Source organism: Novosphingobium sp. AAP93 (assembly GCF_001296055.1).
In the GTDB taxonomy this organism is placed as follows: Bacteria; Pseudomonadota; Alphaproteobacteria; order Sphingomonadales; family Sphingomonadaceae; genus Novosphingobium.
The window spans coordinates 136,992-163,370 of the sequence record NZ_LJHZ01000029.1 but is presented as its reverse complement, the minus strand read 5'-3'; the positions used below and the strand labels follow the sequence as shown (position 1 = coordinate 163,370).

Below are 26,379 nucleotides of genomic sequence, written 5' to 3'. Positions count from 1 at the left end.
TGCGAGGGCTTCCGCGGCGGCGCTGGTTCGCGATTTGACGGGCATCAAGGAGCATCGCGCCGGTTTACCGCAGGACGCACTGTGTAGGACAGGGGATTGTGCGCCGGTCTGGCGGCAGCCTGCATCGAAACCCTTGTTTTCGCGCCTGCCAGCGATAGGTTTCGCCGGTGGACAGGCCATTGCGGCCGACCCGCATTCCACGTCCGGGCGCCAGACCCGGCGGGACCAACGAGAGGAACGAGCATGACCGGCACGCTGCCCGCGCACCCCTACAAGGACTATTACGGCAACTTCATCGGGGGCCGCTGGGTCGATGCCGCGGACGGGCGGCGGTTCGACAATCCCTCGCCGATCACCGGCAAGGTGATCACTTCGCTGGCGCGCTCTTCCGCCGCCGATGTGGAAGCCGCGCTCGATGCCGCGCATGCCGCCAAGGACGCGTGGGGGCGGACGAGTCCGGCCGAGCGCGCGCTGATCCTGAACCGCATTGCCGACCGCATGGAAGCGAACCTTGCCCTGCTCGCCACCGCAGAGACGTGGGACAACGGCAAGCCGATCCGCGAGACCATGGCGGCAGACATGCCGCTGGCCATCGATCACTTCCGTTACTTCGCCGGGTGCATCCGCGCGCAGGAAGGCGGAATTTCGGAGATCGACCACGACACGATCGCCTACCACTTCCACGAACCGCTGGGCGTCGTCGGCCAGATCATCCCATGGAACTTCCCGATCCTCATGGCCGTGTGGAAGCTCGCCCCGGCGCTCGCCGCGGGCAACTGCGTGGTGTTGAAACCCGCCGAGCAGACCCCGGCTTCGATCCATGTGCTGCTGGAGCTGATCGGCGATCTGCTGCCGCCGGGCGTGCTCAACGTGGTCAACGGCTTCGGGCTGGAGGCGGGCAAGCCGCTCGCGCAGAGCCGCCGCATCGCCAAGATCGCCTTCACCGGCGAGACGACGACCGGCCGCCTCATCATGCAGTACGCCAGCGAGAACCTGATCCCTGTGACGCTGGAGCTGGGCGGCAAGTCGCCCAACATCTTCTTTGCCGACGTGATGGATGCCGATGACGATTTCTTCGACAAGGCGCTTGAGGGCTTTGCCATGTTCGCGCTCAACCAGGGCGAGGTTTGCACCTGCCCCAGCCGCGCACTGATCCAGGAATCGATCTACGACAAGTTCATGGAGCGCGCCGTCGCCCGCGTCGAAAAGATCGTGCAGGGCAGCCCGCTCGATGCTGCGACGATGATCGGGGCGCAGGCTTCGTCGGAGCAGCTGGAGAAGATCCTCTCCTACTTCGAGATCGCGCGGGGCGAAGGCGCCAGGGTGCTGACGGGTGGCGAGCGGAACATGATGCCGGGCGACATGGCGGGCGGCTATTACATCAAACCGACCATCCTTGAAGGCCACAACAAGATGCGCGTGTTCCAGGAGGAAATCTTCGGCCCCGTGGTGGCGGTGACGACCTTCAAGGATGCCGAGGACGCACATGCCATCGCCAATGACACGCTCTATGGCCTTGGCGCGGGCGTGTGGACGCGCAGTGGCACGCAGGCCTATCGCACGGGGCGCGCGGTGCAGGCGGGGCGCGTGTGGACCAATTGCTACCACGCCTATCCGGCGCACGCGGCGTTCGGCGGCTACAAGCAATCGGGCATCGGGCGCGAGAACCACAAGATGATGCTCGACCACTACCAGCAGACCAAGAACCTGCTGGTGAGCTACAGCCCCAAGGCGCTGGGCTTCTTCTGAGGGCATGACGAGCGTTTCCGCCACACCCGAAGCGCTGGCCCTGCTCGGCGAGATCGTCGCCGAGCATGGGCCGGTGCTGTTCCACCAGTCTGGCGGGTGCTGCGACGGCTCCTCGCCGATGTGCTACCCGGCGGGCGAGTTTCGCGTCGGCGCGGGAGACGTGCTGCTGGGGATCGTGGGCGATGCGCCGTTCTATATCGGCGCGCTGCAGGCCGAGGCCTGGGCCGGTTCGGGCGACGGGTTGGACCTGCTACTCGACGCCGTGCCGGGACGCGGGGGCATGTTCAGCCTTGATAACGGCCGCGAGCGGCGCTTCCTGATCCGCTCGGGAGCCTGCGCGGTCTGAACCATCGGTCTGGCGGAAAATGCGACGGCCATCCAAGGGGCCGCCTCTTTTTTTGCGCGGTTGACATGATATCTGTCATGTGAAAATTTCGGCCCCGAAGGAGAGGCTGAATGAACCGTGCCGAACAGAAAGCGGCAACGCGCGAAAAGATCCTCGATCTGGCGGCGGAGCGGCTGCGGCGCGAGGGGATGGGCGGCAATGCCGTCCACCGCCTCATGCGCGATGCCGGGCTTACGCATGGCGGCTTCTATGTGCATTTCGAGAGCAAGGAAGCGCTCGATATCGCGGCGCTGGAGCGGGCGATGGAGAGCCTGGGCGGGCTGGCCGGCAAAGTCCCGGCGGACCTGCCGCGCGCCGGGCGGCGGGCGCAGATGGCGGCACGCTATCTCTCGCGCTCGCACCGCGATCATCCTGAAACCGGCTGCCCGCTGGCCGCGCTGGTAAGCGAAGTGCCGCGCGGCGGAGAGGCCTTTCGCGAGGCCTATGCGGGGGCCGTCGCGGGCGCGCTGGTGGATCGGCAGGAGGCGCTGGGGCCGACGCCGCCGGGCGAGGATATCGCGCTGCTCGCGCTGATGATGGGCGGGCTCGCGCTCGCGCGGGCCATTCCGGACAAGACGCTGTCGGACGCCGTGCTGATGGCGTGCCGCGATGCCAGCGCCGTGCTGGCCAATGCTTACGAAGAACGCCGGGGAGACGAGGCATGACCGAGACGTGGCAGCCGACCGCCTGCATGATCTGTTCGATGAATTGCGGGATCGAGGTGCAGACCGAGGGTGAGCGCATCGTGCGCGTGCGGCCTGACAAGGCGCACCCGGTGACCAAGGGCTATGTCTGCGAGAAAGCGCAGCGAATGGAAGCCTACCAGCAGGGGCGCGACCGGCTCTCCTCCCCGATGCGGCGGCGGGCGGACGGCACCTATGAGGCGGTCGATTGGGATACTGCCATCAGCGAAGTCGCCGTGCGGCTGGCGGCGGTGCGCGATGCCCATGGCGGCGAGAGCATTCTCTACTATGGCGGCGGCGGACAGGGGAACCACTTGCCCGGCGTCTATGCGCAGGCGACGCTGGCAGCGCTCGGCGTACGCTATCGCTCCAACGCGCTGGCGCAGGAGAAGACCGGCGAGGCCTGGGTGCAAGCGCGCATGTTCGGCTGCGGCATGCACCACGATTTCGAACATGCCGAAGTGGCGCTGCTGATCGGCAAGAACCCGTGGCAATCAAACGGCTTCCCGCGGGCCCGCGTGGTGCTGCGCGAGATTGCTGCCGATCCGGCCCGCTCGATGATCGTGATCGATCCGCGCCGCAGCGAGACGGCGGCGATGGCGGACTATCACCTCGCCATCCGGCCTGGCACCGATGCCTGGTGTCTCGGCGCGCTGGCGGCGGTGCTGGTGCAGGAAGGGATCGCCAATACGGCGTGGATGGACGCGCACGTCAGCAATGCAGAGCCGGTGCTCGAAGTGCTGAAGCGCGTGCCGGTGAGCCAGTTTGCGCAGGTCTGCCAGGTGGACGAAGACCTGCTGCGCGCGGCGGCGCGGCGCATGGCGGCAGCATCGTCGATGGCCTCGATGGAAGACCTCGGCATGCAGATGGGCGTCCATTCGACGCTCGGCTCCTATCTTCACCGACTGATCATCGGCCTCACCGGCAGCTTTGGCCGCAAGGGGACGAGCTATGCCTTCGTGCCGTTCCGTCCACTGGGCGGGGGCGGCAGCGCGAACGCGGGGAGCGCGGCGCGGCCGAGCGGGGAGCGCAACTGGAAGCGTTCGCCCGTCACCGGGTTTCCGGTGATCATGGGCCTCATTCCCTGCAACGCGATCAGCGAGGAAATCCTCACCGACCATCCGCACCGCTTCCGCGCGATGTTCATCGAAAGCGCGAACCCGGTGCATTCGTTGGCCGATACGGCGCGGATGCGCGAGGCGCTGCGCGCCCTGGAGTTCAGTGTGGTGATCGACGTGGCGATGACCGAGACGGCGAGCGAGGCCGATTATGTGCTGCCGGCATGCAGCCAGTTCGAGAAGGCCGAGGCGAGCTTCTTCAACTTCGAGCCTGCCGAGAACGCCTTCCAGTTGCGCCACCCGCTGTTTGCCCCGCGTGAAGGGACGCTGGAGGAAGGCGCCATCCACACCCGGCTGTGCGAGGCGCTGGGCGTGCTGAGCGCCGAGATGGTGGAGCCCTTGAAGGCGGCGGGAGGGAACCTTGACGGGTTTGCCATGGCCTTTGCGCAGATGGCTGCAGCACAGCCGGCGATCATGGCAGTAGCGCCGGTGCTGCTTTACCGCGCGCTGGCGAATGCCTTGCCCGAGGGCATGACCAATGCGGCGGCCTTGTGGGGCGTGGCGCAGATCTTCGTGCGCAACTTCCCGGAGCAGGCGGCGGCGGCAGGCTTTGCCGGGCCGCTGGCGGGCAACCGGCTGTTCGAGGCTATCCTCAATTCGCCCTCAGGCACGGTGTTCTCGCGCATCGAGCATGGCGGGTGGGACTTGGTGCGCCAGCCGGGGCAGCGCATCAATCTGCATGTCCCGGAAATGCTCGAGCTGCTGATGGCGCTCGATCCGGCGGGCCCGCCAGTCGATCCCGACTATCCGCTGATCCTTTCCGCAGGAGAGCGGCGCACCGAGACGAGCAATACCAGCATCCGCGACGCCACCTGGCTGCGCAAGGGTACGCTCAACAGCACGCTGCGCATCCATCCGGGCGATGCCGCGCAATTCGGGCTTGGCGAAGGCGATGCGGTCGACGTGGTGACGCGGCGCGGGCGTGCGCGGGCGGCGGTGGAGATCCACGAGGGCTGCCGACCGGGCCATGTCTCGCTGCCCAACGGGCTGGGGCTGGACGTGCGGCAGGCGGATGGATCGGTGCGGCGACAGGGCGCTGCGCTCAACGAGCTGACCGACTACCGCTGGCGCGATCCGGTGGTGGGGACGCCCTGGCACAAATACGTGCCTGCGCGGCTGGAGAAGGTTGCTTAGCGCTTGCTGCAGCGCTTGCGACCGAGCGCAGCTGCGAAGGGCAGCAGGATCCACGGGAACAGCACAGCGAAGAACGCGGCCTGCGCGGAGAAGGCGATGCCGCTCGGCGCGACGAGGAAGGCGTAGACGCTCCAGCTGAGGAGGATGGCCCAGCCTGCAAACCACGTGCGCAGAAACGCCTGGAACCGTTCGGGCCGCGACTGCAGGCTCTGGAAGCAGACATGCAGGGTGAGCGGCTGGGCGACAGCTTTAGCGCGCGCGGGGCGGGGCGAGTTGTTCATGGCATCAGGCCTTCGATAGCCCGGCACGATCGGGCTGGGGGTGGAACACAGCGTGCTCCAAGGTGTGTTCGCAGCCGAAGCGCGTTTCGTTACCGGGCAGTCTGAAAGCAAAAAGGGTGGCACCCGGACGGGATTGCGGGGGGGGATGGCTCCCGCCCGGGTGCTGGGGCTCTGCGCGGCCAGGGATGTGCCGCCAGAGCGCTAGGGGCCGCCGGGAAGGGAGGGGGGAACCGGCGGCTGCAGAACCTATGTAGGTAGTCAAACCTAGCTTTGGTAGGGGGATAAACTGCAACGCTATGTTTCATTTTTTGAAAGGGCGGCGAGCTGTGCTTCAAGCGCGGCGATCCGCGCATCACGCTCGGCAAGGGCTGCGGCGACATCTTCTGCGGGCAGCAATTGCGGGATGTGCTGCGGGCAATTGATGTCCCACGCAGTGATCGTGAAGACCATCGCCTGTTCGGGAACGCCGCGATAATCGGGAGCGGCGAGCGCGGCGTTGAGCTCGGCATCGCCTTCGATCACGTCAAGCTCACCCCAGATCTTGATGCGGCGGCGATTGGCGTAGTCCATCAGGAAGATGAACGCCTTGCGGTTCTCTGCCGCATTGCCGGTGGTGATGTATTGCCGGTTGCCGCGGAAATCGGCGAAGGCGAGGCGCTTGTCATCGAGCACCTTGAGGAAGCCCTTGGGCCCGCCACGATGCTGGATATAGGGCTGGCCATCGGCGCTGGCACTGCCAAGGTAGAAGCTGCGCACATCGGCGATGAACGCGGCGAGGCGCGCATCGACGCGATCGGCCATGATCATCCCGGCGTAGTGGTGGCGCGAACCCTTGCGGATCTGCGCGGCCTTGATCGAGGGCGAGAAGGCGTGATCGGTGGGGTCTGGAGCTTCGGACATCGGCGGAAACCCTTCCTGCGTGGTTGGTCCCGTTGTAGCCCTCCCACGCCGGACGACCAGCCACCCGGCGCGCAAGGCACCCTTGCGCCAAACGGATGGGGCAGCCTGTCGTCAGATCACCGAAAGCTGCGCCACCGTCGTCGTCAGACTGCTGTCGCTGTAGAACGTGTAGTCGTTCCCGCTCTGCGTGTAGATCGCGCCGCCCGCGATCTGCAGCGTATCGCCCGCGTTGAAATCGAGCGTGAGGTGCGAGGCATTGCCCGCCCCCGCCACGCTCTGGATGAAGCTGGCATCGACTGTCAGGCTGGCGTTGGTGCCGCTGGCGTTGAAGTCGATCGTCTCGACCCGGCTGAGCACGCCGGCCAACTGGGCTGCGGAGACCGTGCCGGAACCCGCCGCCAACGCGACGGTATCGCTGCCAGCCCCGCCATCGATGCTGAAGCCCGCGCCGAGAGTGAGCGTAAAGCCGTCGGCAAAGCTGGAGCCGATCACGCTCTCGATGCCGGAAAGGGTATCGCCCGCCGCATCGCCCGCGCTGCCGGTGCCGGTCCCTGCCCCGCCACCGCCAAGCGACAGGGCGACCGCGCTGCCCGACTGCGAATAGTCGGCGATATCGGTCCCCGCCCCGCCGATGAGGCTGTCCGCCCCTGCGCCGCCTGCCAGGCGATCGTTGCCCACGCCGCCATCGAGAACATTGGCGCCGCCGTCGCCGGTCAGGCGGTCGTTGAAGGCCGATCCGATGAGGTTTTCGATCGAGGTGTAAGTATCGCCTGCCGCTTCGTTGGTGTTGAAGGAACTGTCGGCAAGGTTGGCCGCGACGCCCAGTGTCGAATTGGCGTAGGTGACGGTGTCCGTGCCCGCGCCGCCATCGAGCACATCGCTGCCAAGCCCGCCGTTCAGGAGGTCGTTGCCGGCCTCGCCATAGAGCGTGTCGTTGCCCGCGCTGCCGGAGATCGTGTCGTCACCACCGCCACCGCGGAAAGTTTCGTCCGCGCCGGTGCCGAGGAAAGTATCGGCAAGGCTGGTGCCGATGACCTGCTCGATACCGCTGAGCAAGTCGCCCGCCGCATCGCCGCCGCTCGAGGCGGTGCCGTCCAGCCGGGCTGTGACCGATGCGGTTGACGCCGAATAGTCGATCGTATCGAACCCGCCGCCGCCGATGATCGTGTCTGCCCCGGCGCTGCCATAGAGCGTGTCGTCACCGAGGCCGCCGTCGAGCAGTTCGATACCCGCACCACCGCGCAAGGTATCATTGAAGGCGGAACCCACGACGCCTTCAATAGAGATGTAGCTATCACCCACCGCATCGGAGGCCGTGACGACAAGGCTGCCGCTGGCAAAGCTGGCGATGATCGCGCTGGTGGAATTGGCGAAGGAGACGCTGTCCGTCCCCGCTCCGCCGTCGAGCACGTCCGCACCGGCGCCGCCGACGAGCACGTCGTTGCCATTGCCGCCGCGCAGCGTATCGGCGCCGGAGGTGCCCGAGAGCGTATCGTCGAAGGCCGAGCCGATGAGGATTTCGATGCCAGTCAGGCGGTCACCGATCGCCTCATTGCCCAAACCGACAGTGCCGTCGAGATAGGCTGTTACCCCGCCGGTCGAATTGGCATAGGTGAAGGTATCGGTACCCGCCCCGCCATCAACCGTATCAGCCCCGGTGCCGCCGTCGATGAAGTCGTTGCCGTTGCCCCCGTTCAACGTATCGTCGCCGACAAAGCCGCTGATCGTATCGTCGCCATCGCCGCCGCTGATGGTCTCATTCGAATTCGAGCCGACCAACGTATCGTTGAAAGCCGAACCGATCAGGCCCTCGATCGAAGTCAGCACGTCGCCCTGGGCAAATCCGCCATTTGCCGCCGTGCCGTCGAGATAGACCGAGACGGCCGCGGTGGAATCCGAATAATCTGCCGTATCGAAGCCGTTGCCGCCGTTGAGCGTATCGGCCCCCGCCCCGCCGCGCAGGAAATCGTCGCCCGCACCGCCGCTGAGCACGTTGGCATTGGCATCGCCGATCAGCGTATCGGCACTGCCGGAGCCGGTGAGGTTTTCGATGCTGACATAAGTATCGCCCGCGGCATCGCCTGCGCTGCCGCTGCCCGCGAGCAGGCTTGCGGTGACGCCTGATGCGGAGTTCGCATAGCTGACGGTATCCGAGCCATTACCACCGTCGAGCACGTCGGCACCGGCATCGCCGCGCAGGGTGTCGTTGCCGTCCATGCCATAAAGTGTGTTGTTGCCGCTGCTGCCCCACAGCGTATCGTCGAACTGGGAACCCTGCAGAATCTCGATATTGAGAAGGACGTCGCCCTGTGCCTCGCTCCCGCTGCCGGCGGTGCCATCAAGCCCCACAGTGACCGTACCGGAGCCGCTGTAGCTGACGGTATCGATCCCGCCGCCGCCGTCGATCCGGTCCGCACCGCCGAGGCCGCGGAACCATTCGGCGGCGTTGGTGCCGGTCACGCTGTCGGCCTGGTTGGTAAGGTAGATGATCTGGAAGTTCCGGTAGGTATCGCCCGCCGCATCGCCGCCCACGCCGAGTGTCACGCCGTCGAGGTTGATGGTGACGCCGGTGGTCACCGAGACGCTTTGCGGCTGGAAGGGGTCGGTGCCGAAGAAAAGCGTGTTGGTGCCCGCGCCGCCATCGAGCGCATCGGCGCCTGCACCGCCGGAAATGCGATCATCGCCATTGCCGCCGATGATCGTGTCGTTGCCGCCGAGGCCGATCAGGAAGTCGTTGCCGTCGCCGCCGGACAGCACATTGTTGCCGCTGTTGCCCTGAAGCGTATCGTTGTAGGCCGAGCCGGTGAGGCTTTCGATGCTGACATAAGTGTCGCCCAGCGCGTCGCCTGCCGTGCCGCTGCCTGCATTGAGATCGGCGGTGACGGCACTGCCGGCGGCGGAATAGTCGACCGTATCGTTGCCGGCGCCGCCGTCCATGTAATCGAAGCCGCTGCCGCCGAGGAAGGTGTCGTTGCCCGCATCGCCGAACAGCGTGTCGCTGCCGGCGTCACCGTCGATGAGGTCGTCGCCTGCACCGCCGCGGATGGTGTTGCCGCCGCTGCTGCCGACGAGCGTGTCGTTGAAGCCCGAGCCGATGAGACTGGCGAAGCCGGTGAACGTATCGCCCGCCGCATCGCCGAGTGTGCCGGTGCCGGCGGCGAGGTTGGCCGCGACGGCAGATCCGGCGGAGGCATAGCTCAATGTGTTGTTGCCTGCCCCGCCGCTGAGCACGTCGACACCCGCACCACCGTCGATGGTATCGTCGCCGTCCTCGCCATAAAGCGTGTCCGCACCGGCACCACCCTGGATCACGTCGTTGCCGAAGCTGCCCCAGATCGTGTTGGCATTGGCATCGCCGGTAAGCGTATCCGCGCCGTTGCCGCCCTGGATGTTCTCGAAGCCCGTAAGAGTATCGCCCGCCGCATCGCCGCCGCTCGCCGCGCCGGTGAGCAAGTTGACGGTGACGCCCACATTCGCGCCGAGATAGCTGACCGTGTCGATCCCGGCGCCGCCATCCATCGCGTCGGCCCCGGCCCCGCCAAGGATCACGTCGTTGCCCCCGCCGCCGCGCAGGTTGTTCGTGCCGGAACTGCCGGTGATCGTATCGTCGAAAGCAGAGCCAAGCGCATTTTCGACAGTGCCGGGAACGAAGAAATCGCCTTCCGCATCGCCGCCGATGTTGTTGGTTCCCGTACCGAGATTGATCGAGATGCCGGCGCCGGAAGCCGAGTAGTCGACCGTATCGGTGCCGGTGCCGCCGTCGATGGTATCCGCACCCGCGCCGCCGATCAGGATGTCGTTGCCGCTGCCGCCATAGAGCGTGTCGTTCCCCGCGCCGCCATCGATCGTATCGTTGCCGTCGTTGCCGTAAACGGTCTCGGCGGCGGCTGAGCCGATGAAGGTGTCATTGAAGGCGGAGAGCGACCACACCTCGATGTTCGCGAAGGTATCGCCTTGCGCGAGCCCGGTGGACAGCGCGGCATCATTGACGTTGACGGTGAGCGCGCTCGTCGAGCTGGTGTAGTCGACCGTATCGGTCCCCGCGCCGCCATCGAGCGTATCCGCACCGAGCCCGGGCGCGAGCACATCGTCGCCCGCGCCGCCGAAGATCGTATCGGCATTGGCCGAACCGTAGATCACATCGGAAAGTCCCGAGCCGATCACGCGTTCGACATTGACCAGCACGTCCCCATTGGCCTCGCCCGCGCTGCCGGGAGTGCCGTCCATGCGCACGATGACGCCGCCGGCGGTAGAATAGTCCGCCGTGTCGAAGCCGTTGCCGCCATCGAGCACGTCCGCACCGGCGCCGCCGATCAGGGTGTCGTCGCCATCGCCGCCGAGCAGCGTTTCGTTGAAGCCCGCGCCGATCAGCGTATCTGCCAGCGCGGAGCCGATCACGCGTTCGACGCCGATGATCGTGTCGCCCTCGGCGTCGCCGCCGCTGGAGGCGGTGCCGTCGAGCCGGACGGTGACGCCCGCGAGGCTGGCGGAGTAATCGACCGTATCGGTGCCGGTGCCCCCGTCGATGCTGTCGGCCTGGCTGAACGACACGAAGGTATCGTTGCCGCCCCAGCCATAGAGCGCGGTGGCGGCGATGGTGCCGCCGCGCAGTGTGTCGCCGTAGTTGGTCGAGCCGTAGATCACTTCGACGCCGGTGAGCACGTCTCCCGCCGCCCAGCCACCGGAGCCGGCCGACCCGTTGTTGGTGACGATGACCGCCGAATTCGAGTTGCGGTAGTCGACGGTGTCGATGCCCGATCCGCCGGTGACGAGGTCTGCGCCGAGGCCGGTCACGATCACGTCGTCTCCCGCGCCGCCGTCAAGCACATCCGCGCCGTCGGCGCCGTAGAGGGTATCGCTGCCGCCCCCCGCAAGGATGGTCGAACCGGTGGCTGCGGCGTAGATCGTGTCGTTCTGCGCGGAGCCGATCACGGTCTCGATATCGAACAACCGGTCACCCGCCGCATCGCCGGTCGCGCCGAAGCCGCCATCCATGTAGATCACCATGCCGCTGCTGGCGGAGGTGGAATAGTCGACCACGTCGTTGCCGGCATCGCCCCGGTAGATGTCCGCGCCGCCCGACGCGATGAACACGTCATCGCCCGCGCCGCCGACGAATTCCTCGTCCGCATTGCGCCCCTCGAAGCGGTCGGCGAAAGCCGAGCCGACCACACGCTCGATATTGGCGAGCGTATCGCCCTGCGCGTCACCGCCACTGGAGGTGCCCCCGGTGCGGATGGTGACCCCGGCGGCGGAGGCCGAATAGTCGGCGCTGTCATAGCCCGCGCCGCCGTCGATGGAATCGGCCCCGGCGCCGCCCGCGATCGTATCGTCGCCGATGCCGCCGAGCAGGGTGTCGTTGCCAGCACCGCCGGAGAGGGTGTCGTTGCCGTCGAAGCCGTCGAACCAGTCATCGCCGCTGCCGCCAACGAAGGTGTCGCTGCCGCGCGACCCGGTGAAGCGCTCGATCGACACGAACGTATCGCCCGCCGCATCGCCGCCGGTGGCCGTTCCCGCCGCGAGATCGACTGTGACGCCGCCGACCGACCCTGCGTATGTCACGGTATCGGTGCCGGTGCCGCCATCCAGCACGTCGGCGCCGCTGTCGCCGGAGAGGAGATCGTCGCCCGCGCCGCCGAGGAGGGTATCCGCGCCGCTGCCGCCCGAAAGCACGTCGTTGCCGCCGCCGCCGCTGAGGGTGTCGTTGGAGAAAGCGCCGGTGATCGTGTCTGCATAGGCCGAGCCGATCACGCCTTCGATGCCGGTAAGCCGGTCGCCCGCGGCGATGTCGCCAATGCCCGCGCTGCCATCGAGCGCAATGGTGATCCCCGCTCCGGCTGCGGAATAGTCGGCGGTGTCGTTGCCGGCGCCGCCGATCATCGTGTCGATGCCCGCACCAGCCACCAGCAGGTCATCGCCTGCCCCGCCTTCGAGCGTATCGGCCGCCGCGCCGCCGATCAGGGTGTCGTTGTAGTCCGAGCCGAGCAGGCGCTCGATCCCGGTCAGCACGTCGCCCGCCGCTTCGCCTGCGCTGCCGCTGCCATTGCCGCCGCCCGCTGCAAGGCTGACGGTGACCGCCGCCGAGGCATGTTCGTAGGACGCGGTATCGAAGCCCGCGCCGCCTTCGATCGTGTCAGCACCCGCGCCGCCTTCGATGACGTCGTTGCCATCATTGCCGATCAGCGTTTCGGCCGCACTGCCGCCCACCAAGGTATCGGCGAAGGCCGAGCCGAGCACGCGTTCGATGCCGATCAGCACGTCGCCGGTGGCCGCGCCGCCCGAGCCGGGATCGATGCCATTGTTGTAGACCGTTACGCCCTGCGTACTGGCGGTATAGTCGGCGGTATCGAAGCCAGTCCCGCCGTCGAGAACGTCGCTGCCGGTGCCGCCGATCAGGGTATCGTCGCCCGCGCCGCCGAGCAGCGTGTCGGCACCTGCCCCGCCATCGAGCCGGTCGTTGCCCGCACCGCCTTCAAGAACGTCGGCATTGGCCGAGCCGGTGAGGCGATCTGCGAAGGCCGAGCCCACGACGCGCTCGATGCTGGTGAGCGTGTCGCCCGCCGCATCGCCCGCGCTGCCGGTCCCTGCCGCGAGATCGACGGTGACGGCGCTGGCCGAGGCCGAATAGTCGGCGGTGTCAAAGCCCTCGCCGCCGGAAAGCACGTCCGCGCCGCCAAGGCCCGCCAGCACGTCGTCGCCGGACTGGCCGAGCAGGGTATCAGCGCCCGCGCTGCCACCGAGCACGTCGGCATAGGCCGAGCCCCGGATCGTCTCGATGCCGGTGAGCACGTCGCCTGCCGCATCGCCGCCGCTGCCGGTGCTGCCGTCGGTGGCGATGGTCACGCTGGAGGCCGAGTTCGAATAATCGGCGATGTCGATCCCGGTGCCGCCGTCGATGCGGTCCGCGCCGAGGCCGCCTTCGATCGTGTCGTTGCCGCTGCCGCCGGACAGCGTGTCGTCGCCCGCCGCGCCCTGGACCTGATCGTCACCAGCACCGCCTTCGATCACATCCGCTCCAGCCGAGCCGAGCAGGCTGTCGGCATAGGCCGAACCGACGAGGCGCTCGATCCCGGTTAGTACATCGCCGAGGCCATCGCCGAGCGTGCCGGAGACCCCATCCATGCGCACCGCGACGACAGAAGCCGCGCCCGAATAGTCCGCCGTGTCGAACCCTGCGCCGCCATCGAGCACGTCCGCTCCGGCGCCGCCGATAAGGGTGTCGTCGCCGTTGCCGCCGAAGATCGTGTCCGCCCCTGCGCCGCCGGACAGCGTGTCATTCCCGTCCTGCCCCAGGATCGTATCGGCGGCAGATGATCCGATGATCGTATCGCCGTAAGCCGTGCCGATGACCTGTTCGATGCCGGAAAGCACATCGCCCTCGGCGAGGCCGCCGGAGGAGGCGGTGCCGTCCATGCGCACGGTGACAGCAACCGTGCCGGCGCTGTAGTCCACGGTGTCGAACCCGGCGCCGCCGGTGAGCACATCGGCCCCGGCGCTGGCATTGAACAGGTCGTCGCCCGCGCCGCCGTCGATCTGGTCGGCGCCGGTGGAACCATTGAACACGTCGTTGAAGCCCGACCCGATCACACGCTCGACGTTGAGGATGACATCGCCATCGGCATCACCGCCGACCGAGACCGTGCCATCGAGATTGATGGTCACCGCGCTGAGCGAGGTGGCATAGGACACGGTATCGATGCCGGTGCCGCCATCGAGCAGATCCGCGCCTGCGCCGCCGATCAGGGTATCATCGCCCGCCTCGCCAAAGAGCTGGTCGTCGCCGTCGCCGCCGGTCACCACGTCGTTCCCGGCTCCGGCACGGAAGGTCTCGTTGGCTGCCGAGCCGGTAAGGCGGTCGTCGAAGGCTGAGCCGATCAGCTGCTCGATGCTGGTGAGCATATCGCCCGCTGCATCGCCCCGACTTCCCGCAGCACCGCCGAGCGTGACGGTGACGGCGCTGGCCGAGGCAGCGTAGCTGGCGGTATCAAAGCCTGCACCCCCGTCGAGCACGTCCGCGCCGGCGCCGCCGATCAGGGTATCGTCACCCGTCCCGCCCTGCAGCACATCGTTGCCCGCGCCGCCGCTGATGGTATCCGCTCCGGCGCCACCGAGAATGGCATCATCGCCCACCGAACCGCCGAGCGTATCGTCGTAGGCCGAGCCGATCAGCCGTTCGATGGTCGTGAGCCGGTCGCCGGTCGCATCGCCTGCAGTCCCGGCGCTGCCATCGAGCGTAACCGCAATCGCCGCGCCCGCAGCGGAATAATCGGCGGTATCGAACCCGTCGCCACCGACGAGCGTATCCGCACCTGCGCCGCCGATCAGCGTGTCGTCACCGGCGCCGCCCTGGAGTGTTTCATCAGCACTGGCGCCGATCAGCGTATCGCCGAGCGCCGAGCCGATCACGATCTCGATGCCCGTCAGCACATCGCCTTCGGCATCGCCGCCCGAACCTGTGCTGCCGTCAAGTGCAACGCGCACCGCCTGGATCGAGCCAGAATAGTCCGCGGTGTCGACGCCCGCGCCGCCATCGAGCGAGTCGTTGCCCGCACCGCCGATCAGAGTGTCGTCGCCTGCACCGCCGCCCAGCATATCCTCGCCGAGCCCGCCGATCAGCACATCGTTGCCGCCGCCGCCAAGGAGCACGTCGGCGCCGGTCGAACCAGTCAGGCGGTCAGCCAGTGCGGAACCGATGACCATTTCGATGCCCGTGAGCACATCGCCCTGCGCATCGCCGCCGGTGCCGGTCCCGGTTGCAAGGTTGACAGTAACCCCCGCGCTGCTTGCCGAATAATCGGCCATGTCGAAGCCCGTGCCGCCATCGAGCACATCGGTTCCGGCCCCCCCCTTGAGCACGTCGTCCCCGCCCCCGCCGAGCAACGTATCCGCGCCTGTGCCGCCGCGCAGCGTGTCGCCGAACGCGCTGCCGATCAGCACTTCGGCATTGGCGATCACATCGCCCGCCGCATCGCCGCCGCTGTTGGCGCCGCCATCGAGCCCGGCGTTCACTCCGCTCGCAGACGCTGAGTAGTCGACCGTGTCGAGGCCAAGGCCGCCATCGAGCACATCCGCGCCGAGGCCGCCCACGAGCGTGTCGTCGCCCGCCTGCCCGAGCAGCGAATCCGTGCCGACCCCGCCGATCAGCGTGTCATTGCCAGCACCGCCTTCAAGCGTGTCGTTGCCATCTGCGCCGCGCAGCGTATCGGCCTGGGCCGAGCCGATCACGCGCTCGATCGAAGTCAGCGTGTCGCCCGCCGCGTCGCCGCCGCCGGACACTGTACCATCGAGATTGACAGTGACCCCTGCGGCCGATGCGGAATAGTCTGCCGTATCGAAACCGTCGCCGCCGTCGAGCGTGTCCGAGCCTGCCGTGCCGACGAGGGTGTCGTCGCCCGCATCGCCGTAAAGCGCATCAGTGCCAGTGCGGCCGATCAGCGTATCGGCAAAGGCAGAGCCGCGCAGCACCTCGACATTGGTGATGGTATCGCCTGTGGCATCACCGCCACTGCCGACAGTTCCGCCGAGCGAGGCGGTGACGCCGGCGGACGAGGCGGCATAGGTCACGGTATCGAACCCGCTGCCGCCATCGATGGCATCCGCTCCGGCGCCGCCATCGAGCGTGTCGTCACCCGAGCCGCCCAGCAGCGTATCGTTGCCCGCAAGCCCGCGTAGCAGATCATCGCCCGCGCCGCCGGACAGCGTTTCCGCGCCTGCGCTGCCGGTCAGCGTATCGTCGAAAGCCGAGCCGTTGACGCGCTCGATCCCGGTGAGCACATCGCCCTGGGCATCGCCGCCGGTGGCCGCCGAGCCGTCGAGCACGATCTGCACGGCCGCGTCGGACGTGCTGTAGTCCGCGGTATCGAACCCGTCGCCGCCCGACAGCACATCGGCACCCGCACCGCCGCGCAGGACATCGTCGCCCATGCCGCCGAGCAGGATATCCCCCCCGCCGCCGCCCGAAAGCGTGTCGTTCCCGGCGCCGCCTTCCAGCGTTTCCGCCGCTGAACCGCCAATGATCGTATCGGCGTAGGCCGAGCCGATCACGCGCTCGATACCAATCAGGCTGTCCCCCTCGGCATCGCCGCCGGTCGCGGTCGAACCATCGAGCGTGATCTGCACCGCCGCGGCGCTCGCGCTGTAGTCGGCAGTGTCGAAGCCGGTCCCGCCATCGATCACATCGGCGCCCGCACCGCCCGCGAGTACGTCGTCGCCGCTGCCGCCGGACAGGGTATCGTTCCCCGCGCCGCCGGTCAGGGTATCGCTCCCCGCGCCGCCCAGCAGGACTTCGTCCGCCGCGCTGCCGGTGATGGTGTCGTTGAAATCCGAACCTTCGACCAGTTCGATGCCGCTCACCCGATCACCCGCCGCATCGCCGCCGGAGCCGAGGCCGGTCGCGAGGTTGAGCTGGATCGCCGCTGCCGACGCCGCATAGCTCAGCCTGTCGAACCCCGTGCCGCCGTCGATCACATCCGCGCCGGTGCCACCAGTGATCGTATCGTCACCGGATCCGCCCAGCAGCGTGTCGTCTCCCGCACCGCCGGAGATCACATCATTGCCCGCGCCGCCTTCGAGGGTATCAGCGCCTGCACTGCCGCCGAGCGTATCGGCGAAGGCCGAACCGACGACGCGCTCGATCCCGCTGAGCGTATCGCCCGCCGCATCGCCGCTGCTGCCCAGACTGCCATCCGTGGCGATGGTCACGCCGCTGCCGGATGCCGAATAGTCCGCCGTATCGAACCCGGCACCGCCGATCAGCACGTCCGCGCCGATCGACCCGGTGAGCGTGTCATCCCCCGCGCCGCCGTCGAGCGTCTCGCTGCCGATGCCGCCCGCAAGCCTGTCGCCAAAGGCCGAGCCGACGAGGCGCTCGATACTCGAGAGCGTGTCTCCCTCGGCAAAGCCTCCGCTGCCGGTCCGCCCGTCGAGCCCGGCATTCACCGCGCTTGTGGAGCCTGAATAGTCAGCCGTGTCGATGCCATCGCCGCCAATCAACGTGTCCGCGCCGAGGCTGCCGACGAGCGTATCGTCACCATCGCCCGCGTGGATGGTTTCGCTGCCCGTGCCGCCTCCCAGACGGTCGTCGTAGATGGAGCCGATCAGCACTTCGATGCCGATAAGCGTATCGCCCGCCGCGCCGTCCGCGCCGACACTGCCGTCGAGCGCGATGGTGACGCCGCTGCTCGAACCGGCATAGCTGGCGGTATCGATGCCAAGGCCGCCATCAATCGCATCGGCGCCGTCACCGCCGATGATCACGTCGTTGCCGGCGCCGCCCAGCAAGGTGTCGTTGCCTCCACCGCCGTATAGCGTGTCGTTGCCCGCACCGCCTTCGATGCGATCGGCATTGTTGCTGCCGGTGAGCTGGTCGTCGAAGGCCGAGCCGATGAGGCCTTCGATATCGCTAAGCACATCGCCCGCCGCATCGCCGCCAATGCCGCCGCGCCCATCGAGATAGGCGGTGACCGCAGCGCCGGACGCGGCGTAGCTTACCGTATCGAAGCCGCTGCCGCCGTCGAGCACGTCGTTCCCGGCGCTGCCGAGCAGGGTATCGTCGCCCGCGCCGCCGAGGATCGTTTCAGAACCTGCGCCGCCACCGAGCCTGTCGGCAAAGGCAGAGCCGATCAGGCGCGAAACGCCGACAAGCTGGTCGCCGGTCGCCTCGCCGCCTGTGCCCGCCGCGCCGGAGAGATCGACCGCGACGCCTGACGCAGCGCCCGCATAGCTTGCGGTGTTGATGCCGCTTCCGCCGTCGAGGATGTCCGCGCCGAGCCCGCCGACGAGCAGGTCATCACCGCTGCCGCCGAGCAGCGTGTCGTCGCCCGCACCGCCCATCAGCACGTCGTCACCCGCGCCGCCATCGAGGCGGTCGTCCGCAGCTCCGCCGATGATCGTGTCGTTCTGCGCCGAGCCGATCACGCCTTCGATGCCGGTAAGCACATCGCCTTCGGCATCGCCGCCGCTTGCCGGACCGCCGTCGAGCCGCACAGTTACCCCGGCGGCGGAGTCGGCATAGCTCGCGGTGTCGAAGCCGTCGCCGCCGTCGAGCAGGTCTGCCCCGACGCCGCCGGTCAGGATGTCGTCGCCCATGCCGCCTAGCAGCGTATCGCTGCCACCTCCGCCCCCAAGCAAATCGTTGCCTGCCCCACCTTCGAGCCGTTCGCCCTGCGAAGTGCCGACGATCATGTCGTCGAAGGCCGAACCGACGGCGTTCTCGATCGAGGACAGTATATCGCCCTGGGCATCGCCGCCTGCGGATAGCGAGCCGTCCAGATTGATCGCGATGCCCGCGGAGGAGGTCGAGTAATCGGCGGTGTCCGAACCCGCGCCGCCGAGCAGCATGTCCGCACCGGCGCCGCCGCGCAGCACATCGTTGCCGGCGCCGCCATCGAGCACGTCGGCTCCAGCGCCGCCGTCGAGCAGGTCGTTGCCGCCGCGCCCGCGCAGCACGTCGTCTGCGGCAGTGCCCGCAATGCTGTCGTCGAACTCGCTGCCTTCGACGATCTCGATGGAGACGAAGCTGTCGCCTGTGGCCTCCCCGCCGGTTCCGCCGGTCACAAGGCTGAGCGTGATACCTGCTGATGCGCGCGAATAGTCTGCCGTATCGAAGCCCGCGCCGCCGTCGAGTACGTCCGCACCGCCGCCGCCGCGCAAGATGTCGTCGCCGCCTTCGCCGCGCAGGGTTTCGTCGGCACCGGCGCCTGAAATCACGTCCGCCTCGGCCGAACCGATCACTTCCTCGATGCTGGTGAGCACGTCGCCTTCGGCAAGTCCGCTGGCGCTGGCGCCCCCGGCGAGAGTGACGATGACCCCGGCGAGCGAGGCCGAATAGTCGACCGTATCGTGCCCGGCGCCGCCATCGATAACATCCGCACCGGCGCCCCCGTCGATCACGTCATCGCCCGCGCCGCCGAGGATCACGTCATCCCCGCCAAGGCCGACGAGGACGTCGTTGCCCGCGCCGCCTTCGAGCGTATCGGTCTGCGACGAGCCGGTCAGCTGGTCGGCGAAAGCCGAACCGACAAGTCGCTCGATGCTGTCAAGCCGGTCGCCGGCCGCGTCGCCCGCCGTGCCGCGCCCGGTGGAGAGCGAGACGGCGACACTGGAGACAGCGTCGCTGTAGTCCGCCGTGTCGAAACCGGCCCCGCCGAAGAGCTGGTCGGCCCCGCCGCGCCCGGAGAGCACGTCATCGCCTGCGCCGCCGGTCAGGATGTCGTCCGCCGCCGTGCCGCGCAGGATATCGTCGTAGGCCGAGCCGATCAGGTTCTCGATATTGAGCAGGCGGTCGCCTTCCGCCGAACCGCCGGTGGAGACCGAGCCATCGACCGAGACCGAGACGCCCGAGGTCGAATCCGAATAGTCGACGGTATCCGAGCCGTCGCCGCCGTCGAGGAGGTCGGCCCCGGCGCCGCCGTCGAGCCGGTCATTGCCAGCCCCGCCGCGCAGCACGTCATCACCGCCGCCACCGACAAGGACGTCGTTGCCCGCCCCGCCGTCGAGCAGGTTGACGGCGCTGCTGCCGGTCAGGCGGTCGTCGAGCGAGGAGCCGATCACGCCTTCGATGCTCACGAGCTGGTCGCCCGCGGCATCGCCGCCGACGCCGATGGAGCCGTCGAGCGTGACGGTGACCGCACCGTCGCTCGCGCTGTAGTCAGCCACGTCGGTGCCAGAGCCGCCGTCGAGCACATCGGCCCCGGCACTGCCGCGCAGAATGTCATCGCCCGCACCAGCGAGGATCGTCTCGCTGCCCCCGCCGCCGCCGAGACTGTCGGCATAGGCCGAGCCGATCAGGCGCTGGATATTGCTCAGCGAATCCCCGGCAGCCTCGCCCCCGGTACCGAGCGCGCCGGAGAGATCGATGGTGACGCCCGACGCCGCACCGGCATAGCTCGCGGTGTTCAACCCGGAGCCGCCGTCGATCACGTCCGCGCCGAACCCGCCGGTGATCACGTCGTCGCCGCTGCCGCCGAGCAGTCGGTCATCGCCCGCGCCGCCGATGATCGTATCGTCACCCGCGCCGCCGGAAATCGTTTCAGCGGCATCCGCACCGACGAGCGTGTCGTCGTAGGCCGAACCGGTCAGGTTCTCGATCCCGATGAGCTGGTCGCCCTCGGCGCTGCCACCCGCGCTGACCGAACCGTCGAGCCGCACGGTAACGGCTTGGGCAGACGTGCCGTAGTCGACGGTATCGATGCCGTCGCCGCCTTCGATGCGGTCCGCACCGGCGCCGCCGTCGAGAACGTCGTCCCCCGCGCCGCCGCGCAGGGTATCGTTGCCTTCGCCGCCGATCAGGGTGTCATTGCCCGCGCCGCCTTCGAGCGTGTCATCGTTGAGGCTGCCGAGCAGGCGGTCGTCGAAGGCGGAACCGACAAGGCGTTCAATCCCGGCGAGTGTGTCGCCCGCTGCGTCGCCACCAATGCCGATGCTGCCGCCAAGCCCGGCGACGACGGCTTCGCTCGAGGCCGAGTAGTCGACCGTGTCGAACCCGGCGCCGCCATCGAGCACGTCCGCGCCCGCACCGCCGTCGAGGATATCATTGCCCGCGCCGCCGAGGAGGACGTCAGCCCCGTCGCGGCCTGCGAGCAGATCGTCCCCGGCGCCGCCTTCCATCGTGTCGTCGCTCGCCGCGCCATAGAGGCGGTCTGCGCCGGAAGAGCCGATCAATCGCTCGATGGAGATCAGCGTATCGCCCTGCGCATCGCCGCCGCTGCCGGTACCTGCAGCCAGATCGACCGTCACGCCGGTGGCCGAGGTGCTGTAATCGGCGGTATCGAGCCCAGCGCCGCCGTCCAGCACGTCGGCCCCACCGCGCCCGGCGAGCACATCATCGCCGCCGCCGCCGCGCAAGGTTTCGTCCGCGCCCGCTCCGACCAGCCGGTCGTCGAAGCCGCTGCCGGTCACTTCCTCGATCCCCGTAAGCGTATCGCCGGTGGCGGTGCCGCCGAAGCCGGTCGTGCCATCGAGATAGACGCTGACGCCCGAGCCGGAGAGGCTGTAGTCCGCCCGGTCATGGCCGGCCCCGCCATCGATGACGTCGGCGCCCGCGCCGCCATCAAACACATCGTCGCCCATGCCGCCGAGCAGCGTGTCATCGCCCGCCGCGCCGACCAGCACGTCGTTGCCATCGCCGCCGACGAGGCGGTCAGCCCGGGCGCTGCCGGTGAGCTGGTCGTCGAAGGCAGATCCCAGCACGCTTTCGATGCCGGACAAGCGGTCACCTTCGGCATCCCCGCCCGCGCCGGTGCCGGCGCCGAGATCAACGGTGACGGCGGTGGAAGAGTCGCCGTAATCGGCCGTATCGAAGCCACTTCCGCCCGCGAGCACATCCGCCCCGGCGCCGCCGTTCAGGATGTCGTCGCCCGCATCGCCGCGCAGTGTGTCATCGCCGCCCGCGCCGGACAGGCGATCGTCGCCGCCGCCGCCTTCGAGTGTTTCTGCCGCACCGACACCGGTGATTGCGTCATCATAGGCAGAGCCGAGAATGCGCTCGAAGCCGGTGACCGAATCGCCCTCGGCATCGCCGCCCTCGCCCGCCGAGCCATCGAGCCGGAGCGAGATTCCGCTGCGGCTGTCTTCATAGCTCGCGGTATCGAAGCCTGCGCCGCCGTCTAAGATATCGGCGCCGCCGCGCCCTTCGATCACGTCGTCGCCCGCGCCGCCGATCAGCGTGTCATTGCCGGCTGAACCGTCGAGCGTATCGGCAAAGGCTGTGCCGATCACACCTTCGATTCCGGTCAGCGTGTCACCATCGGCATCGCCGCCACTGGCGCTGCCGAGCGCGAGATCGACGCGCACGCCCACAGTGCTGGCGCTGTAGTCGACCACGTCCACACCGGCGCCGCCATCAAGAACATCGGCCCCGGCGCTGCCGTAAAGAATGTCGTTGCCGCCCTGGCCGAGCAGCATGTCGGCATCGGTCGAGCCGCGCAGCACGTCGGCGAACGCGGAGCCGGAAATGCCTTCGATGCCGCTGTAGAGGTCGCCCTCGGCATCGCCGCCGGTGTTGGCGCCGCCATCGAGCCCGGCGTTTACCCCGGTTTGGGAGCGCCCATAATCGATGATATCGCTGCCGAGCCCGCCGATCAGCGTGTCCGCACCCGCGCCGCCGTCGAGCCGGTCGTTCCCCGCACCGCCATCAAGCGTATCGGCCCCGGAGCCCCCGTTCAGGCGATCATCGAAGCTGGAACCGACGATGCGTTCGATGCCGGTGAGGGTATCGCCCTGCGCATCGCCGCCGAGACCGACCGAGCCGTCGTTGCCAACAACAACGCCGGTCGCGCTGGCGCTGTAGTCCGCCGTGTCAAACCCGTCGCCGCCGATCAGCCGGTCGGCGCCGCCGAGGCCTGCGAGGACATCGTCACCCGCGCCGCCGCTTAGCGTGTTCGTGTTGTCATTGCCGGACAGGCGGTCGGCAAAGGACGAGCCGGTGAGCGCTTCGATGCCTTCGAGCTGGTCACCCTCGGCATCGCCGCCGCTGCCCGCCGAGCCGTCGAGCGCGACAGTGACCGCTGCGCCCGAGGCACTGTAGTCCGCCGTATCGAAACCTTCGCCGCCCTGGAGCACGTCTGCGCCGCCGCCACCCGCGAGCACGTCGTCGCCAGCGCCGCCTGAAAGCCGGTTGGCGGCGGAATCGCCAGTGAGTCGGTCTGCGTAGACCGAACCGGTGAGGTTCTCGATGCTGCTGAAGGTGTCGCCCGCGGCACTCCCCCCACTGCCGGTGTTCGCGGCCAGACTGACCTGAACGGCTGAGGTGGAGTCGCTATAGTCGGCTGTGTCGCTGCCGGTGCCGCCGATCAGCGTATCCGCCCCGAGACCGCCGCGCAGGATATCGTCGCCCGCCCCGCCCTCGAGCGTGTTGTCGCCGCTGTCGCCGATCAAGGTATCGGCATAAGCGCCGCCGAGCACACGTTCGATGCCGGAAAGCCTGTCGCCTTCGGCGATATCGCCGGAGGAGGCATTGCCATCGAGCCGCACGGTGACCGCGCCGCCCGCAGCGGAATAGTCGGCGGTATCGAACCCTTCGCCGCCGATCAGGGTATCCGCGCCGAGATCGCCGACGAGCGTATCATCGCCGCCCTTGCCCGAAAGCGTGTTGTCTCCCGCATCGCCGCCGAGGCGGTCCGCAAAGGCGGAGCCCGCCAGCGCCTCGATCCCGCGCAGGATGTCACCTGCCGCATCGCCGCCAGTGCCCGGAGCACCGTCAAGCGCGACTGAAACGCCCGCACTTGAGCTTGAATAGTCAGCCGTATCGAAGCCCGCGCCGCCAAGCAGAGTATCCGCTCCGCCTCCGCCCGAAAGCCGGTCGTTGCCATCGCCGCCGACAAGCGTGTCGTCCGCATTGCCGCCGATCAGCACGTCGTCGCGCGCCGAGCCGACCACTTTCTCGACATTGGCCAGCCGGTCGCCATCGGCATCGCCGCCTTCGGAGAGCATGCCATCCAGCCGCACCGTCACGCCCGCGCGCGAGGCGCTGTAGTCGACGGTGTCGAAACCTTCGCCGCCGTCGATGGCATCGGCCCCGCCCAGGCCGATGAGCACATCGTCCCCGGCAAGGCCGCGCAGCACATCGTCACCCGCCGAGCCGACAAGGGTATCGCCGAAGCCTGAGCCTTCGAGCCCTTCGATGCTGACAAAGCGGTCACCTACGGCGTCGCCGCCATCGCGCAGCGAACCGTCGAGCGAGACACGCACGCCGGCGCTGGAGCCCGCGTAGCTCGCGATATCGAAACCGGCGCCGCCATCGAGCACGTCGGCGCCAAAGCCGCCTTCCAGCACGTCATCGCCCACACCGCCGGAGAGCGTTTCATCGCCTCGGCCGCCGACGAGTTTGTCGTCAAAGGCGCTGCCCTTGAGCACCTCGATATTGGCGTAAGTGTCGCCTTCGGCATCGCCGCCGCGGCTGATCCGGCCATCGAGATAGACTTCGACGCCGACCGCACTGGCGCTGAAATCGACCGTATCGATCCCGCCTGCGCCGTCGATCCGGTCAGCCCCCGCACCGCCCGTAATCGTATTGTCCCCGCCATCGCCGGTTAGCGCATCGTCGAAGGCCGAGCCGATCAGGTTTTCGATACCGAAGGCCGTATCGCCCTCCGAATCGCCACCTTTGCCTGCAGTCCCGTCGAGCCGCGCGTCGACGCCGCTGGCCGAGCCGCTGTAGTCGAGCGTGTCGATGCCGGTTCCGCCGTCGAAGCGGTCGGCCCCGGCGCTGCCGGTGAACAGGTCGTCGCCCGCACCGCCTTCGATCCACTCGCTCGCCGCGCTGCCGTGGATCGTGTCGTTGCGGTCCGTCGCGATCACGTGTTCGATGTTGAACAGCGTATCGCCCTCGGCCTCTCCCCCGCGCGAGGGGGTGCCGTCGAGGAACACTTCGATGCCTTTGGTGCCTGCAGGTAAACCATCAAGCGCGCGGCTGTAGTCCACCGTATCGGTGCCCGCACCGCCATCGAGCATGTCGGCGCCCTTGCCGCCGTTCAGCGTGTTGTCATTGGCATCGCCGGTCAGGCGGTCATTGAAATCCGAGCCGACAAGACCTTCGACATTGGCGTAGGTGTCGCCTTCCGCTGCACCGCCCTTGCCTGTGCCGGTGGCGAGGCTTGCATCGACGCTTTCGCCGGAAAGGCGATAACTGACCACGTCGAAGCCGTTGCCGCCGTCGATCTTGTCGGCGCCCGCACCGGCATGGATGCGATCGTCGCCCGAGCCGGCCGCGATGTTGGTGCCGGGCGGGTTGGCGAAGAGCACGTAGATCGGCTCGCCGGTGACCGGGTCCTTCACCGTCATTCCGGCCTGATCGAGCACGTCCTTGATGCCGAAGTGGGTCGAGACCGAGACCGAATACGTGGACGTCTTGCCGTCTGCGGAGAGGCCGAGCAGCACCGGGAAATAGAACTCGTCCTTGAAACCGTTCTCGGCGGCGGTCGCGGCGGTGGACGGCAGCTTGTAGGTCAGTTCCAGATCGAACGCGAAGTGCGATTGGCTGGCGGGGACGGGTACAGTCTTGCCGGTGGCGTCGGTGGTCGTGGTCAGCTTCTCGATCTTGCCCTGATCGATGGTGACGAGCCAGCCCTTGTCGGTCAGCGTGCCGTTGACGATCCCATAGCCCGCCGGGAGCGATGGGATCAGCACCTGCAGCAGTTCGAGACCCTTGGCGGGCACTTCGGCGACAACGTGGAGCACGCGCATGGAATTGCCCTGCGGCGCTCGCGCAGGATCATCGGCGTAGATCACGTCGTCGCCCGAGGTGCCCTCCACGCTTTCGGGCGCGGACTGGGCAGCGAACGAGGCATCCTGGGATGAACCGGGGCCGCCGGTGTTGCCCCTGATCACCGTCTCGCCGTTCTCGGTGCTGCGGGTGACACCCTCCGAGTTGAACAACTCGAACGTGAGCTTGGGGACGAGCTTGCCGATGCCGGCCGGGCCCAGCGCATCATCGGGCGCAGGCGTCGCGGAGCGGGGAGATATGACGCCCGGCGAACTCGCGGTTTGCGGCAGGGCATCGCTGATCTTTTCGGTGAGCGCCTTGCCTTGCTGGTCGTACTTGTGCTGCTTTTCCTGCTTGGCGGCAGCTTCGGCCTGCGCCTGTGCCGAATCGTCCGGTTGCACGGCTGCGGCGGGCGGCTTGCCTTCGGCAGGCTTCGACGAATCCGCGCTGCTCAGGTGCAGCTCGAGATCGGGGTTCTGCGGATTGATTTCGCCGACCATGCCGACGGTCTGGTCCGCCGAAAACTCCTTGTCGGCGAAGACAATGATCGGTTTGCGTCCGGAGAAGGCGGCGAGCGCCATGCCGGGGATGATGATGCGCGATCCGTCAGCAAAGACGAGCACCACATCGACGTCCGCGATTTCGACCTTGAACGGCGCGTACTTGATGCCCAGCCGCGCCTTGTCGTCGGCATCGAGCTGCACGACCTTGGCCGCGCCGTAGTCCTGCTTGGCAACCGCCGCCTGCGCGCCATCGGCTTCGGGCGCAAGGTGGGGAGAGCCTTTGCCGCCCTTAAGCTTGCCGACGGAACCCGATTTGGCGCGAACGATCTTGACCATAGGACCTCGATGGGTGGGTGGCGGGTTCTAGCGCCCGCAGACTTAGAGCTTGGACCGGAGGAGCCTCCGGGGTTTCACGTAGGCTGCGC

General features: G+C 68.0%; 7 protein-coding genes. 4 read left to right on the top strand and 3 right to left on the bottom strand.

Annotation, left to right across the window (positions count from 1 at the left end; translation table 11 throughout):
* The first annotated feature begins 243 nt into the window (after nucleotides 1-243).
* From adh to IP83_RS06920, 4 genes are all read left to right on the top strand, one after another.
* Nucleotides 244-1,749 carry an aldehyde dehydrogenase gene (gene adh, locus IP83_RS06935; protein WP_054121466.1) on the top strand — a complete coding sequence of 502 codons (1,506 nt, stop codon included), beginning with the start codon at nucleotides 244-246 and terminating at the stop codon, nucleotides 1,747-1,749.
* Between the two features lie 4 nt (nucleotides 1,750-1,753).
* Nucleotides 1,754-2,095: a DUF779 domain-containing protein gene (locus IP83_RS06930; RefSeq protein ID WP_054121465.1), complete on the top strand. Its 342-nt coding sequence runs from the start codon at nucleotides 1,754-1,756 to the stop codon at nucleotides 2,093-2,095.
* Between the two features lie 110 nt (nucleotides 2,096-2,205).
* Nucleotides 2,206-2,799, top strand: a complete 594-nt coding sequence (locus tag IP83_RS06925; RefSeq protein WP_054121464.1) for a TetR/AcrR family transcriptional regulator — start codon at nucleotides 2,206-2,208, stop codon at nucleotides 2,797-2,799.
* Nucleotides 2,796-5,069: a molybdopterin-dependent oxidoreductase gene (locus tag IP83_RS06920; protein WP_054121463.1), complete on the top strand. Its 2,274-nt coding sequence runs from the start codon at nucleotides 2,796-2,798 to the stop codon at nucleotides 5,067-5,069. The genes IP83_RS06925 and IP83_RS06920 overlap by 4 nt, the downstream gene beginning before the upstream one ends.
* Here IP83_RS06920 and IP83_RS06915 read toward each other — a convergent pair.
* The 3 genes from IP83_RS06915 to IP83_RS21070 all read right to left on the bottom strand — a co-directional run bounded on the left by IP83_RS06915 (nucleotide 5,066) and on the right by IP83_RS21070 (nucleotide 26,290).
* Nucleotides 5,066-5,350 carry a hypothetical protein gene (locus tag IP83_RS06915; RefSeq protein ID WP_054121462.1) on the bottom strand — a complete coding sequence of 95 codons (285 nt, stop codon included), beginning with the start codon at nucleotides 5,348-5,350 and terminating at the stop codon, nucleotides 5,066-5,068. The genes IP83_RS06920 and IP83_RS06915 overlap by 4 nt on opposite strands.
* A gap of 294 nt (nucleotides 5,351-5,644) precedes the next feature.
* Nucleotides 5,645-6,250 (bottom strand): pyridoxamine 5'-phosphate oxidase family protein, encoded by a 606-nt coding sequence (locus IP83_RS06910; RefSeq protein WP_054121461.1) that lies wholly within the window; start codon nucleotides 6,248-6,250, stop codon nucleotides 5,645-5,647.
* A gap of 111 nt (nucleotides 6,251-6,361) precedes the next feature.
* Entirely contained in the window at nucleotides 6,362-26,290 is a 19,929-nt protein-coding gene (locus tag IP83_RS21070) for a hypothetical protein (protein ID WP_054121460.1), read from the bottom strand.
* Between the last annotated feature and the right edge of the window lie 89 nt (nucleotides 26,291-26,379).